Raw genomic sequence first — 14,195 nt, 5'->3', positions numbered from 1 at the left:
CGGACACGGCGGGCATGCCTTTAGAGACCGAATTGACAAGGGTGCTTACCGACGGTTGCGGGCGCGCACGGCCTGACGCAGTTATGGTTTCGAGGTCGCAAGGCATTCCCGATCCAGGAGACTGAGGCCCCATGCATTCCACGCAATCCTACAAAACCGCCATTCCACGCCAGCCTGCGAACCGCTCACCCATGGGCTGGCTGCAGGAACGCGCCCAGTTCGTCAAGGCGCTGCTGTCCAACCCCGCGGCCATAGGCGCGGTGGCGCCGTCCGGCCCGGCGCTGGCGGCGGCCATTACCGCCGGCATCCCGCTAGGCGCGGGCAAAGTCCTGGAGCTGGGCTGCGGCACGGGTGTCTTTACCCGCGAAATGCTGCGCCGGGGCGTGGATCCGGCCAGCCTGGTGCTGGTCGAGCAGGATTCGGCCATGAGTTCCAGCCTGCGCATGCAGTTCCCGGAAGCGGCGGTGTTGCAGGTGCCGGCGCAGGAGCTCTGCCGCAAGAGCCATCCGGAACTCGATGGGATCAGTGCCGCCATTTGCGGCTTGCCGCTGCGCAACATGAGCCCGGCGCATCATCATCAGTTGCTGGCCGCCGTGTTCGACGCGCTGCCGGCGGAGGGATCGATGGCGCTTTTCACCTATGGGGTACGGTGTCCCATCTCCGCGGGCGTGCTCGAGGCCTGCGGCCTGCGGGCGCGCAAAGTCGGGTTCGTGCCGCTGAATCTCCCGCCCGCCTCGGTGTACAGCCTGGTCCGGCAGGTCTAGGCCGGTCCGGCGGGCGCGGCTAGGGTTCGCCCTAGCCAAATGGGCTAGGGCAGGGTATTGCAAATAACTAATTGACACGAAAAGATCACTCAACCAACATCGCAGTCATAACTATTGGCGGCCTGGGACACGTGCGTGCGGGGTAGACAGCCACGTCGTAGCAGGCCGGCAGGGTTCTGGAACAACAACGATTCCGGCCCCCAACGAGGAGACTGCAATGCGTTCATCCCTGATCGAGAGCGCGGCGCGACGGCGCCTGTTGGCTGGCGGCGCCAGCGCCTTGGCCGCAGCCGGCCTGGGACGCGCGGCCTTGGCCGCGGAGCAGAAAGCCGCGCCAGCCGCGGCTGCGCCACCCGCCCCGGCATCCGCCGCCAAGCCGCTGCCGGCCTATGCGGCCTGGAAGCAGCCCGACGCGATGATCGTGCACAGCGCCAACACCATAGAAACGCGGCGCGAGGCATTTGGCAGCGGGGTGGTCACGCCGCTGCGCCAACTCTATGTGCGTAACAACCTGCCGCCACCCGACGAGTCCATCGTGGCCGACCGGGACGCGTGGGTCATCGAAATCGCCGGGGTGGCCAAGCCCATGTCCCTGAGCGTGGGGCAGCTCAAGAGCATGGGTTTGCAGACGCTGGCGATGGTCTTGCAATGCTCGGGCAACGGCCGCGGCTATTTTCCGAACAAGCCCAGCGGCACGCCCTGGCAGGTCGGCGCGGCCGGCTGCGTGATCTGGAGCGGCTTGCCGGTCAGCGTCCTGGTCGAGCATTGCGGCGGTTTGAGCGCCGCGGCCGTGTACATGACCGGCACCGGCGGCGAGAAACTGCCCGACGGCCTGGATCCGAACATGGTCATGGTCGAGCGCTCGGTGCCCAAGGAAGCGATGCGGGATGCGCTCTTGGCGTGGGAGCTGAATGGCGAGCCGATCCCGCTGGCTCACGGTGGCCCCTTGCGCCTGATCGTGCCGGGTTACACGGGCGTGAACAGCGTCAAATACATCAAGCGGCTGGCCTTCACCGAAAAGGAAAGCCCGGCCGCGATCCAGCAGACCGGCTACCGCCTGGCGCCGCCTGGGCAGAAGGGAGATCCCACCCAGCCCTCGGTGTGGGCCATGGGCGTGAAGTCGTGGATCAATACGCCCAATCCGGCCGCCTCCACCTTGAAGGCCGGGCGCGTGGTGGTGCAGGGGGTGGCGTTTGGCGGCACCAACGGCATCAAGCAGGTCGAGGTTTCGACCGACGGCGGCAAGAACTGGCGGAAAGCGGAACTGGTCGGCCCGGACCTCGGGCGCTATGCCTGGCGCCAGTTCGCATTGCCGGTGGAGTTGGCGGCGGGCGAACACCTGCTGGTCAGCCGGGCCACCGACACCGAAGGCCGGGTGCAGGACGAAGAGCGCCCGCAGAACTCCGGCGGCTACATCAACAGCAGTTGGCGCGACCACGGCGTGGCGGTGGTGGTCCAGGCATGAGGGAAGTCGTATTGGTGTTGCCTGGGAAGCGCGCATTTTTCGCCGGATTGTTGGTCGCCAGCCTGCCCGCCGGCACGCTGGCGGCCGAGCCCGACATGGAGGCGGGCCGCGCCTTGTTCGTTGGCGCAACGCCAGCCTGCGCGATCTGCCATACCCTGAACGACGCGCAATCCAGCGGCGCCATCGGTCCCAAGCTCGACGAAATCAAGCCCGATGCGGCGCGTGTGGAGACGGCCATCCGCAATGGCATCGGCCAGATGCCGGCTTACACGACCTTGTCGGACAAGGAAATCGAGACGCTGGCGGCCTATGTGGCCAAGGCTACCGGCGCGCAGCCCTGAGCGGACATCGGGCGTCGCACACGTCATTACCTATGCGCGCTGGCGAGCGCTGCGCGCGCGTCTGGCGCGGGCCAGCGTGGCCGCCGGCAATTCGCCGAACGCCGCCTGGTACTGCGCACTGAATCGCCCCAGGTGCAAGAATCCAAATTGAAGCGCGACATCGGTGACCGTGCCGCTTGTGCGCAGCAGCTGGTCTCGCGCCTGTTCCAGCCGGATCCGGCGCAGCCGCTTCATCGGCGATTCGGCCCCCGCTTCGCGAAAGCCCGCTTGGAGGCTGCGAATGCTGACGCCGGTAGCCGAGGCGATGTCGGCGACTGATAGCGCTTGATCGCTGTGCGCCTTGATGTATTCCTCGGCTCGGGCGACCACGGCGCGAGGCAGCGGCTGCGGCGGGCGGCTCAGCGCCGCGCTGAAATTGTGGGGATGGCCATGCAGGAGCAGCGAATTCAAGAATTGGCTCAGCGATTGGCGGGCCATGGGCGGCAGCGGCATGCCCGTCGCTGAACCGAGCAGTTGCAGCGCGTGTTGCCAGGCCGCCGAGAAATCGGCCGAAAACGGGATCAGCTCGAATCGCAATGGGCATTCCAAGGGGCGTCCGAGCAAATTGCTGCAGAGCGCGCTGAGGGCCGCGGCGTCGGGGCGGAACGAAATCTGCTCGAAATTTTCTTCGAAATGAAACCGCGTCGAGACATTGGCGGATACGGGCAGGGTGAGTCCGCTGTGCCATGCGGCGCGGCTATCGGCCTGCGTGACCGACCCATTGCCGTTGATGCAGGTCATGATCAGGAACAGGTCCGGAAAGTCCGCGGCATCCACATCGACATCCGCGCCGTATGCCAGCTTGACCATGCCCGAGCCGCGTTCCAGCCCGCAGGATTCCAGCCGCATATCGATCCGTCTTGCGCGTCGGCCCAGGCTCAACCCATGCGCGGAGTAAACCGCACTGACATGGGAGATGGCTTCTTCCATGTCTCTGGTTTGAACACGAGTCCCTTGCATGGTCATTCCCCTGGATTGTGCGGTAAGGCAGCGCTGCGGCAAGTCATCGTATTGCGCGGCGCAGGGCGCTTGGATGAGGGATATCCCCAGGGCGTGGCGTCTGCGCAATCTGGATGACCGTGCCCAAACTGGATAGCCCTTCAGCGGTCTCGCGTCCAACATGCATGCAACGTGGCAGGTGAGCGCCACGACAAAAGCGACAGGAGACCATGATGACCGAGCCGAGCATGCTAAAGATCCGGGCCGCGGTGACGCGTGAGAAGGGGGCCCCTTTTTCCATTGAAGACGCCTACTTGCGCCCGCCGAAGCAGGACGAGGTCAGAGTGCGCATCGTCGCGGCCGGCATATGCCATACGGACATGATCATCCGCGATCAATACTATCCCGTGCCGCTTCCCGCAGTGCTGGGGCATGAAGGAGCAGGGGTGGTGGAGTCGGTCGGACCGCTGGTCCGCGACCTGAAGCCCGGCGATCGCGTCGTGCTGACCTACGGCAGCTGCGGTCGCTGCCTTTCCTGCGCGAAAGGCCTCAGCTCCTACTGCAAGGACTTTTTCTCCCTGAACTTTGGCGGCAGCGGCCGCGATGGAGAACACGCGCTCTCGGATGCCCAGAATGCTGATCTCCATGATCATTTCTTCTCCCAATCCTCGTTCGCGACCTACTGCATCGCGCGCGAAAACAACGCGATCAAGGTCCCCCCGGAAGCGCCGCTGGAGTTGCTGGGGCCCTTGGGATGCGGCTTCCAGACTGGCGCGGGCGCCGTCATCAATACGCTGCGCGTTGCGCCAGGGGCTAGCTTTGTCTCCTTTGGCGCGGGGGCCGTCGGGCTGAGCGCGATCATGGCCGCCAAGGCCACGGGCGCCACCACGATAGTGGCCGTAGACGTCGTTGCCTCCCGGCTCCAGCTGGCGCTCGAAGTCGGAGCCACGCATGCCCTCCATGCCAAACAGCTTGATGCGGTGGAGGCAATCCGGGAGTTGACCGCTGGAGGGGCGGACTACGCCTTGGAGACTACCGGCGTTCCGGCCGTCGCCACGCAGGCGATAGCGAGCCTGGGCGAGCTTGGCGCGGTGGGAATCGTAGGCGCTTCGCATTTGGGAACCCAGGTCGGATTTGACGTCAATGATCTCTTGATCAAGGGCAAGACCATACGCGGCATATGCGAGGGAGACAGCGTTCCCCGGAAATTCATCCCTGATCTCATCGCGCTGCACATGCAACAGCGCTTTCCGATCGACAAGCTGATCAGGTTCTACGACTTTTCGCAGATCAATGAAGCCGCCGCCGATAGCGAATCCGGGAAGACGCTGAAGCCGGTCCTGCTCATGCCAGCCTGATAACTGCTTTGAAGACATGGAGTATTGCGATGCATGAAGATACTGTCGAACGCTATCCCGCCTACATAGGGGACCACACCCTCGCCACGGAACAGACGCTCCCAGCCTTGGAAGCCTCTACCGGCCGGTTGCTGGCCCGGATCTCGCGCTGCGGAGCCCGCGAAGTGGACCAGGCCGTCCAGGCGGCTGCCACGGCGCAAACGGCTTGGGGCAGGACCAGCTATGAACACCGGGCGCTGCTCCTGAACAGGCTGGCCGACGCGCTGGAGCAAGCGGCCCCCAGGCTGGCGCGATTGGATGCGCAGGACGTTGGGCGGCGAGTCGCCGAAACCGCCGTGGACTACCAGATCGCCGTGGCGCAGTACCGCTACTTTGCCGCCGCCATCATCACGCATGAAGACTTCGGGCGGCCGATAGACGACGGCTATCTGCTGGCCAAGCGAACGCCATTGGGAGTCGTGGGCCAGATCATTCCGTGGAACGTGCCCGCAATCATGGTCGCGCTGAAGGTTGCGCCCGCAGTGGCGGCCGGCAATGCCATCGTGCTCAAGCCCGACGAAAACGCAAGCCTGTCGACGCTGGAATTCGCGAAAATCGCGACGGGCATATTCCCGCCCGGCGTGATCAATGTGGTCACCGGCCTGGGTGAAGAGGCCGGCGCGGCGCTATGCGCCCATCCGCGCGTCGCCAAACTGGCATTCACCGGCAGCCCCGAAGTGGGCCGGCTGATCGGGCAGGCGGGCGCAAGGCGGCTGGTTCCGGTGTCTCTGGAACTGGGCGGCAAGAGCCCGAACATCGTGTATCCAGACATAGACGATATCGACGCGGTCGTGGACAACGCGTTGTTTGCCGCCCTCTATTGCAATGGGCAGTCATGCCTGGCCGGGACGCGCTTGTTCCTGCATGCCGATATCTACGGCGCTTTCATGGAAAAACTGGTGCAGGCCGCCCAGCGCCTGCGCATCGGCGATCCGCTGGACGAAACCGTGCATTTGAGTTGTCTGATCAACAAACAGCAGGGCGAAAGGGTGCTTGATTACATACGGATCGGCAGAGACGAGGGCGCCAAGCAGCTGGCCGGCGGGTCGCGGGTCAAGGTCGGCGGGCATGAGCACGGCTACTTCATCGAACCCACCATCCTGGAAGCGAGCAATGCCATGCGGGTCGCGCAGGAAGAAATCTTCGGGCCGGTGCTTTCCGTGATCCGTTGGAGCGACGTCGATACGATGATCGCCGAAGCCAACGATGTCCCGTACGGCCTGGCTTCAGGCATCTACACCTCGAATCTCAAGCATGCGCTGGAAACGGCGGACCGGCTACAGGCCGGGAACGTGTGGATCAACCGGTACTTCAACCTCAGCGGCGGTTCGCCGTTTGGAGGCATGAAGGAAAGCGGGATCGGCCGCGAGCATTGCCGCGAGACTTTGCATATGTACTCGCAGCTCAAGGCGATCACACTGCAGAACGCGGTGCCGGCGGCGTGGTTCGCGAGGTGACTTTGGGGGGGCCGGGATTAGCGTTTGCCTGCGCCATGGACGAGCCCCGGCATCACGGGCGGGCTCACCAAGGCGGCGGCCGCGACGGAATCCTTGGTGCGAAAAGCCACCGCTGCCGACAAGGCCTCGATCAGGCCCAGCGCGGCGGTTTCGGAATTGGGGATCAACTGGCGCGTGGACACCGCGTACAGCACTACCGACGCCGTCGGCGCGAGCGGCGACGTGGGCTTGTCAGTCAGCGCCAGCACCGGCACGCCGGCTCGCTGGGCGGAGCCCGCCAGGGTCACGGTGTCGGCCAGGTAGCGCGGAAAGCCGATGGCGATCACCAAGTCCTTGCTGGTCATGCGCGACATCTGGCGGGCGGCGTGCGACACGCCGCCGGGGCCGGCCAGCGACTCGACCGAATGCAGGTGCATGCATAGGCCCCGCTGCAGCATGCCTGCCAGGAAGCCGCTGGCGCCGAAGCCGATGATGAAGACGCGGTCGGCCGCCAGGATCGCCTCGACCGCCCGCTCGCAGGCGGAGGCATCCAGGCTTTGCAGGTTGCGCTGGGCGTTGCGGATGTCTTCGTCGAGCGTGGCGGCGAAGATCTGCACGGCGGTGCTGGAATGCGTCAGCTCGGCGCGCAGCTTTTCGACCGGTTCCAGCGCTGCTTCGAAGCCGCGCGCCAGTTCGGCCCGAAACTGGGGATAGCCCGGCAGGTCCAGCGCTCGCGCAAACCGGTTGGCGGTTGCCACCGACACATTCACCGCCGCCGCAAATTCATCGATGGTCATGGTGGCGACGCGGAACTGGTGCGCCAGGACATACTCGGCCATCTTGTGCTGCTTGGGGCTCAGCGCGGGCTGGATCCGGGCGATCCGATCAGCGATCGTGAATATGGCCTTTGTCATCGAATTCGTCGATTTTCATGGTTCAAGAGGGTAGGCAGACCAGGGCACCTGTGAACCGCATCCGCCCGTGATCGCGAAATTTACGGGAGTACGGAGGAGGGGACAATTCGCGTTGTTGTTCGCGTTTGCCCGAAGCGAGGCCTATCGAACAGATGCATGCGTATTGGAACTTTCGGCACTTTTTCACGGCATGTGATTTTCTCAAGGCTCCGAGCTATTCATGTTTGGCGTCAAGAGCGGCAGTAGTCTAGCCATGAGAGTCTGGCTCGGAAACTGTCGAAAACGCTGCTGTCACGTGCTAAAGTGTCTCTTCTCGCGCGGGCGTTCAGCCCTACGCGCCGTAAGCGTTCACGTCATCCAACGCGCCTAGAACCGCCTTCGTTGCGGTCAGGCGTGGCTGCGTGTACGCATGGGCCAAGTCGGATCGTGGCGTAAGCGTTTCCCATCGGAACCGCTATTCATGGCTCAAGATTCCACTCAAACTATTCCTGCCCCCGCGCTTGTGGCCGGCTACACAGGCAGACGCCGCAATACGCTTACCGCCTTGCTGGTGGCCACAGCGTTCTTCATGGAGAACCTGGACGGCACAGTGATAACGACGGCCATGCCTGCAATGGCCAGCGACTTTGGTGTCATCCCCACCGACCTTGGCCTCGGAATAAGTGCCTACCTTTTGACCCTAGGCGTGTTCATTCCCATCAGCGGATGGATGGGTGAACGCTTTGGCAGCCGCAGGGTGTTTTGCTCCGCGCTAATCCTCTTCACCTTGGCGTCCCTGGCCTGCGGCCTGGTGAACAACCTATGGGCGTTCATCGCTTTGCGCGTGGCGCAAGGCATCGGCGGCGCGATGATGGTACCCGTTGGCCGACTGGTCCTGCTGCGAAGCACACCCAAGCACGATCTGATGCGAATCATGTCCATCCTGATCTGGCCGGGGCTGTTCGCACCGGTTCTGGGGCCTCCTCTGGGCGGATTCATTACCGAGTACACGTCGTGGCGATGGATCTTTTATCTCAATATTCCCGTCGGCATCGCCGCGCTGGCCGCAGCTTGGCTGTTGATCCCCACTGAGCTCGGCGACACCAGGCGTCCTTTCGATTGGAAGGGTTTTTTCTGGATCGGCGCTGGGCTGGCCGGTGTGCTGTGGGCAGTAGAACTTTGCGGGCGCCCGGTGCCGCCCTGGAAAGAAATGATCCTTTGCTTGGGCGTGGGCACTGCATTTCTCTTCATTGGGGTTAGGCATTTGAACCGTCATCCTCATCCCATGCTATCGCTTGCACCGATCAAGCGGCACAGCTATGCGGTAAACATCCGGGGTGGTTCGCTGTTTCGCATGTCGGTGGGCGCCGTGCCGTTTCTGCTGCCGCTGATGTTCCAAGTCGGTTACGGCATGGATGCTTTTCATGCCGGCCAACTGGTGCTGGCCGTATTCGCGGGCAATCTTGCGATGAAGATGTTCACGACGCCCGTGATGAAGCGATTCGGCTTTCGGCGGATTTTGTTGTGCAATGGGGTGTTCAACACGCTGGCCCTGGCAGCTTGCGCTCTGATCGGACCGGAAATGAGCTTCTTGACGACCGCCGTGATTTTGTTCATTGGCGGGTTGTCGCGTTCCATGCAGTTCACCGCGCTGAACACTTTGGCGTTTGCGGAAATGCCGCAGGAGGACCTTAGCGCGGCCAGCTCGCTTTTTTCCACGATGTCGCAGTTGGCCTTGGGGATGGGTATTGCGCTCGGTGCGATTGCCATTCGGATTGGCGAGTGGGCGGCGCCCGTGGTGGGGTTGGACCACGCGCCGGGCGCCGCGTACCGTCTGGCATTCCTGGTGGTTGCCGTGGTCTCCTGCGCTGGCATGTTGGATTTGCTCGGTTTGAAGCGTGAGGCCGGCAGCGCCGTTACCGGCGTGCGCGTTGAGGGAAGGGCGAAGTGACCATGGCTACCCGACGCGTGCCCCAGCTAACCAGCCGCAGACAGCCGCAACAGGCCCGATCCGCGGATTTGGTGGCGGCTATCCTGCAAGCTGCGAGCCAGGTGCTGGCCAGTGCCGATGCGCCACGATTCACTACGGCCCGCGTTGCCGAGCGGGCGGGAGTCAGCGTCGGCTCCGTCTACCAGTACTTTCCGAACAAGGCCGCAATCCTCTTTCGGCTGCAAAGCGATGAGTGGGCGCGGACGGCCGAAACGCTGAGCTCTATCCTCACCGATTCAGCGCAATCGTCCGACGCGCGCCTGCAGGCTTGGGTGCATGCCTTCATTGCTTCGGAGTGCGACGAAGCGGCGGTTCGGGCAGCGCTGAGCACTGTCGCGCCCCGTTATCGCGAGACACCGGGGTTCGGGCAGTCGCGGGAATCCATAGGTCACGCCCTGGAAACGTTCATGGCCGACGTTCTGCCGCAGGCCGCCGCCGATACGCGTACTCGTACCGGCGAGCTGTTACGGTCAACCCTCAATGCTGCCGGCAAGCAGTTTTCGATGACTCCGCGTACGCCCGCCCAGATTCGAGACTATGCCGACTCCCTGTCCGAGATGTTCTGCGCCTATCTGCACGCCATGAGGGCGCGGGACGCCGGGGCATGGATGCAAGGGACGCTTGGCTGGGGGGCGCAGTAGGACAGAACGGCGAGGGAGTCTAGCCCTTCCTCGTACTTCAATCTGCTCGACATCCGTGGTCTACTGCCGCGCCACCGTCAGGATTTGCCGTGGCGGAACGCCCTTTGCAGCCGGTTGGCGGCTGCCTCCAGCAGCGGCAGGACCTCGGCGACCAGCCTGTCTCTCGTGTAGTCCTTGGTGTTGACCGACACCGCCAGCCCATAGCGCTGGGCGCCTGCTTGCACCAGGGTGCCGATGGCGGAATAGCCCATGCCCAGGTCTTCCTCGACCAGCGACCAGCCGCGCTTCCTGGATTCCTTGATTTCCTTCGTCAGCTTGCCGCGGTGAACCAGGGTCTTGGGCGTCATCTGCGTGATGTCCATGGCGGCGACGTGCGCATCGATGTCTTCGGATTGTGCGATCAGCATGCGGCCCATCGCGGTGCAGTGCGCGGGCAAGCGGCTGCCGACGTGGATGTTCATCGTGACCAGCTTGCGGGTTTCGAGGGACGCGATGGAACGGGCCACGACCACGACTTCGTCGCCATCCAGCAGCCCCAGATGCACCGAGCCGCCGACTGCGTCGGCCAGCACTTCCATTTCGCTTTCCGCCATGAGGGGCAGGGACAGGCTGGACAGCGCCGCATAGCCCAGCTCCAGCACCAGCGGCCGCAATTGGTAGCGCTTGGATTCCTCATCGTGGCCCACATAGCCTTCGTCCTGCAGGGTGCGCAGAAAGCGCAGGCAGGTCGCCTTGGTCAGATTCACACGCGTCGCGATCTCCGTAAGGGACGGCGATGGGATTTCATTGAATACGCGAACTATGGCGAGGCCTCGCGAAAGCGAGCGGTTTGAAACGGTCACGGTATCTCCGATTTTGCGGACTTATTGTTGCCGCAAAGACTATCGCACAAGCGTCTTGGTGTTGATGCTTCCCGCGCGTGGGCACCTAGTGTAAATGGGAGGCGCGCGTGGTCCTGCTCGGTCGCCCTCGCTGCAGAAATGCGAATGATTTCAAGGACGTCCGCGGGCACGCTTCGCTGCGGTGCAGAACAACTAGTTCTTGCATGTTCATTATTTGCCCACTAGCATGGGTTTAAAGAGCGATACAACGGTTCATTAAGTGAACCATGATGATAACTAAAGGAGGCATGCATGCATACCCTGTTTGGTTCCATCCGGCGCGCGATGATGGCCGCGCTGTTTGCAGTATCACTTGCCGCACCTCTGGCCCATGCGCAGGACCCCGTGAAGCTGACGCTTTGGTTCACCGACTCGCGGGCGCAGTACAAGACCTGGCTGGAGAAGTCGGCGGCGGAGTTCCGCAAGACCCATCCCAACGTCAGTTTCGAGATCGTCCAGATGTCGCCGAACGACGCCTACATCAAATGGCCGGCCTCGATCGCCGCAGGCAACCAGCCGGACATCACCTGGATGTTCTTCGCGTTTTCCGCCTGGGTGAATGACATTCCGGGCGGCGCCCTGGCGCCCATGGACGACGTGGTCAATGCGCTGGGCAAGGAAAAGTTCCATCCAGACGGTTTGTCCGCGTGGCGCTACAAGGACAAGTACCTGGGGGTCCCATACACGCGCCAGCCGTTCTACCTGTTCTGGCGCAAGGACAAGTTCGCCGCAGCGGGCCTGCCCGCGCCGAAGACCTGGGACGACATCGTCAACGCCGCCAAGGTGCTGCACAAGCCGGAGAAGGGCGAGTACGGCATCGCCATCGCTGGCAAGAACGATTGGACGGTGCGCCAGAACTTCGAACTGGTGCTTTATTCCAATGGCGGCCATCTGCTGACCAAGGACGGCAAGGCCGCGTTCGACAACGACGTGGGCCGCAAGGCCATCGATATCTACACGGAACTCTTCAAGTACACGCCGCCGGGCTCCCTGAACGCAGCCTACGCGGAAGTGAACCGCAGCTTCGCCACGGGCACCGCGGCGATGGCGATCTCGCTGCCCGTGGCGCTGAGCCAGTTCCACGACGCGAATCCGGGCAAGGCCGGACAGGTCGGGGCGCTGATTCCTTCGGACGCGGGACTGGCCCTGACCATGCAGAACAACAAGGGTTGGTCGGTCTTCGAGAAGTCCAAGCACCAGGCCGAGGCCAAGAAGTTCGTGCAGTTCCTCTATGAAACGGAGCAGTACGCCCGCGGGCTGGAGGCCAGCGCGCTGGGCGGACTGGCGCTGTACGACGACAAACAAGCCATCGAAATGTACTTCGACCGCGTCGGCTCGGTGAAGGCCTACCCCGATGTCGTGCAGACCTTGCTTTCCAACCATTCGGGCTATTACTCGGGCATCGATTGGTATGGACAGAATCCCAAGGGCGGCCTGGTGGGCTCCAAGGGCATCGTGGAGCGCAATCTGAACATGCACCTGGCCAAGAAGCAGGACACGGCCCAGACCGCCCAGGCCATACAGCGCGAACTGCGGGAAATTTTCGACTGACGCCGCGAAGAGGGCTGCCTCTTTCGCTTTTCCATCCATCGGAGAAACAGCATGCAGGATGACACCATCCTTGGCACGGGGTTGCGCGCGCTCGCGCAACGCTGGGAGCGCAACGGATACCAGTTGATGAGCCGCCGCCTGGAAGGGGCGTTGGGACGAGAATTCCGTTTCGAATGCGCGGGCGAACCCGCCATGAGCGTGAAGCTGACGGCCAGCACGGCCGAGATCAGTCCGGCCGACCCTGCGCAGCCCGCGTACGCCACCATCGCCATGGGCGCCGCGGACTGGAAGCAGGTCTTTTCCGGCAAGTGGTCGGTGATGACGGTCGTGCTGGGCGGCCGCAGCAACTTTCCCAAGCATGAACGCCGCTACATCATGCAGTTGTCCATGCTGATGCAGGCACTTTTGCTTCTGGAGGCATGAATGGGCGCGTCAGAATTGCAGCAAACACCGGGACTGGTGCGCGAACCGGTCACCATGGAATACGCCAGGTTCGTGGCGGGACTGAACTACGAGGCGCTGCCCGAGGCGGTGGCCACGGTAGCCAAGGATCAGATCCTCGCCACGATAGGATCGTGCCTTGCCGGCTCGCGCATGCCGGGCGCGGAGTCCTTGCGCAGGGGCAGCCGGATCCTGGGCAGCGGCGAGGTCGCCACGCTGTTCGGCCTGCCTGAGAAGGTGCCGGCGCCGGCTGCGGCGCTCTATAACGCGGGCACGGGCCAGATCATCGAGTGGGATGACTGGGTCCTGATCAGCCACACCGGCGCCTGTGTCGTGCCCATCGCGTTCGCCAGCGGCGAAGCGTGCCGCAGCAGCGGGCGCGACGTGGTGACGGCGGTCGTCATCGGCAACGAGATCGCGGGCCGCACCTCGCGGGCCATCCAACGCGGCGCCTATCTCGGCAACGGCATGCCCAACCATCAGGCCGAGGCGTCGCTGGTCGCCGGCCATCTGATGAAACTCGATCCCATCGCCTTGGCGCGTTCCGTCAGCCATTCGGCCTACCTGGCGATGGAGAACTGCTTCCTGGGCTGGGCCAGCGATTCCAAGGTGCTGGTCAATGGCCTGCCGGCCATGTGGGGCATCGTGTCGGCGAATCTCGCCAAGGAAGGGTTGATCGGCAATCTCGACATGATCGAGCATCCCGCGGGCTACCTGGCCACGGTATCCGAGGAGGTGGACCATGCCGAACTGCTCAAGGGCCTGGGACAGGACTGGTACACGCTGACCCTGAACACCAAGCGCTATCCGTCCTGCGCCTACAACCTGGCTGCGATCGAATCGGCCATCACGCTCAGCGCCCGGCTTGGGGCGCAGGCGACACGCCGGATCCGCAAGATCGTCATTCAATGCCCCGGCGTGACGATCTATGTCAGCGGGCGCTACCACGGCTTCGAACCGGACATCCGCGAACTGATCCGCGACGACAGGCTGAGCCACATGGGCCTGTGCTTTGACGCGGGCTATGCGGTGGCCGCCGCGCTGGTCGACGGCAAGCTCACGTACCAGCAGTTCCTGAAAGAACGCATTTTCGACCCCGAGATCGCCCGGCTGCACGGCATCGTCGAATACCGCACCGATCCCGACATGCAGAAGGCTTATTACAAGGACTACCAGTACGGCTCGCGGGTGGAGCTGCACCTGGAGGATGGCGAGGTCCTGCACGAGGAGCGCAAGCAGTTGCTGGGCGCGCGCGACAGGACCTTCGATCACGTCGAGAAATTCATGGAAGGCGCAGAGGACGTGCTGTCCTATTCGCAGGCCTGCGAGGCCGCGCAAGCGCTGCGCACGCTGGAAAAGATCCAGGACATCAATGAAGTCGGCGCCTTGCTGCGTCCCAGGAACGGCTAACTCCACG

The 14,195-nt window shown here is 63.6% G+C and carries 13 protein-coding genes; 10 read left to right on the top strand and 3 right to left on the bottom strand.

The features are described from left to right. The first annotated feature begins 131 nt into the window (after positions 1-131). The 3 genes from FOC84_RS29815 (at position 132) to FOC84_RS29805 (ending at position 2,570) form a co-directional block, all read left to right on the top strand. Entirely contained in the window at positions 132-764 is a 633-nt protein-coding gene (locus FOC84_RS29815) for a class I SAM-dependent methyltransferase (RefSeq protein WP_173148670.1), read from the top strand. Between the two features lie 217 nt (positions 765-981). Then, the gene (locus FOC84_RS29810) at positions 982-2,229 is read left to right on the top strand and encodes a sulfite oxidase (protein WP_173148668.1); all 1,248 of its coding nucleotides are present in this window, start codon (positions 982-984) and stop codon (positions 2,227-2,229) included. Further along, positions 2,226-2,570: a c-type cytochrome gene (locus FOC84_RS29805; protein ID WP_173148667.1), complete on the top strand. Its 345-nt coding sequence runs from the start codon at positions 2,226-2,228 to the stop codon at positions 2,568-2,570. The genes FOC84_RS29810 and FOC84_RS29805 overlap by 4 nt, the downstream gene beginning before the upstream one ends. 30 nt (positions 2,571-2,600) lie before the next feature. Here FOC84_RS29805 and FOC84_RS29800 read toward each other — a convergent pair whose 3' ends face one another. Then, positions 2,601-3,539: a helix-turn-helix transcriptional regulator gene (locus FOC84_RS29800; protein WP_173148665.1), complete on the bottom strand. Its 939-nt coding sequence runs from the start codon at positions 3,537-3,539 to the stop codon at positions 2,601-2,603. A 239-nt stretch (positions 3,540-3,778) separates the two neighbouring features. On the opposite strand from FOC84_RS29800, the gene FOC84_RS29795 reads away from it, so the two are divergent. Together FOC84_RS29795 and FOC84_RS29790 are read left to right on the top strand one after the other, a co-directional pair. Next, positions 3,779-4,906 carry an NAD(P)-dependent alcohol dehydrogenase gene (locus FOC84_RS29795; RefSeq protein WP_173148663.1) on the top strand — a complete coding sequence of 376 codons (1,128 nt, stop codon included), beginning with the start codon at positions 3,779-3,781 and terminating at the stop codon, positions 4,904-4,906. Positions 4,907-4,935: 29 nt separating this feature from the next. After that, complete coding sequence (locus tag FOC84_RS29790) at positions 4,936-6,402, top strand: aldehyde dehydrogenase family protein (RefSeq protein ID WP_173148661.1); 1,467 nt, start codon at positions 4,936-4,938, stop codon at positions 6,400-6,402. A gap of 17 nt (positions 6,403-6,419) precedes the next feature. Here FOC84_RS29790 and FOC84_RS29785 read toward each other — a convergent pair whose 3' ends face one another. Further along, positions 6,420-7,295, bottom strand: a complete 876-nt coding sequence (locus FOC84_RS29785) for a MurR/RpiR family transcriptional regulator (protein ID WP_173148659.1) — start codon at positions 7,293-7,295, stop codon at positions 6,420-6,422. 460 nt (positions 7,296-7,755) lie between these two features. On the opposite strand from FOC84_RS29785, the gene FOC84_RS29780 reads away from it, so the two are divergent. Then, the gene (locus FOC84_RS29780) at positions 7,756-9,225 is read left to right on the top strand and encodes an MFS transporter (RefSeq protein WP_173148657.1); all 1,470 of its coding nucleotides are present in this window, start codon (positions 7,756-7,758) and stop codon (positions 9,223-9,225) included. Between the two features lie 2 nt (positions 9,226-9,227). Continuing rightward, on the top strand, positions 9,228-9,905 hold the full coding sequence (locus tag FOC84_RS29775; protein ID WP_173148655.1) for a TetR family transcriptional regulator: 678 nt from the start codon (positions 9,228-9,230) through the stop codon (positions 9,903-9,905). Positions 9,906-9,982: 77 nt separating this feature from the next. Here the strand turns inward: FOC84_RS29775 and FOC84_RS29770 are convergent, their stop codons facing one another. After that, positions 9,983-10,747, bottom strand: coding sequence for an IclR family transcriptional regulator (locus FOC84_RS29770; protein WP_173148653.1), 765 nt, complete (start codon positions 10,745-10,747; stop codon positions 9,983-9,985). A 291-nt stretch (positions 10,748-11,038) separates the two neighbouring features. Here FOC84_RS29770 and FOC84_RS29765 point away from each other — a divergent pair, with 291 nt between their 5' ends. The 3 genes from FOC84_RS29765 to FOC84_RS29755 are packed head-to-tail and all read left to right on the top strand — an operon-like array spanning position 11,039 to position 14,188. Continuing rightward, positions 11,039-12,337 carry an ABC transporter substrate-binding protein gene (locus FOC84_RS29765; protein ID WP_173148651.1) on the top strand — a complete coding sequence of 433 codons (1,299 nt, stop codon included), beginning with the start codon at positions 11,039-11,041 and terminating at the stop codon, positions 12,335-12,337. Positions 12,338-12,388: 51 nt separating this feature from the next. After that, the gene (locus FOC84_RS29760) at positions 12,389-12,760 is read left to right on the top strand and encodes a hypothetical protein (protein WP_173148649.1); all 372 of its coding nucleotides are present in this window, start codon (positions 12,389-12,391) and stop codon (positions 12,758-12,760) included. Continuing rightward, the gene (locus tag FOC84_RS29755) at positions 12,761-14,188 is read left to right on the top strand and encodes an MmgE/PrpD family protein (protein WP_173148647.1); all 1,428 of its coding nucleotides are present in this window, start codon (positions 12,761-12,763) and stop codon (positions 14,186-14,188) included. Positions 14,189-14,195: the final 7 nt, after the last annotated feature.

The sequence above is a fragment of the Achromobacter pestifer genome, from assembly GCF_013267355.1.
Lineage (GTDB): Bacteria > Pseudomonadota > Gammaproteobacteria > Burkholderiales > Burkholderiaceae_B > Achromobacter > Achromobacter pestifer_A.
This window is presented reverse-complemented; position numbering and strand designations above follow the sequence as displayed.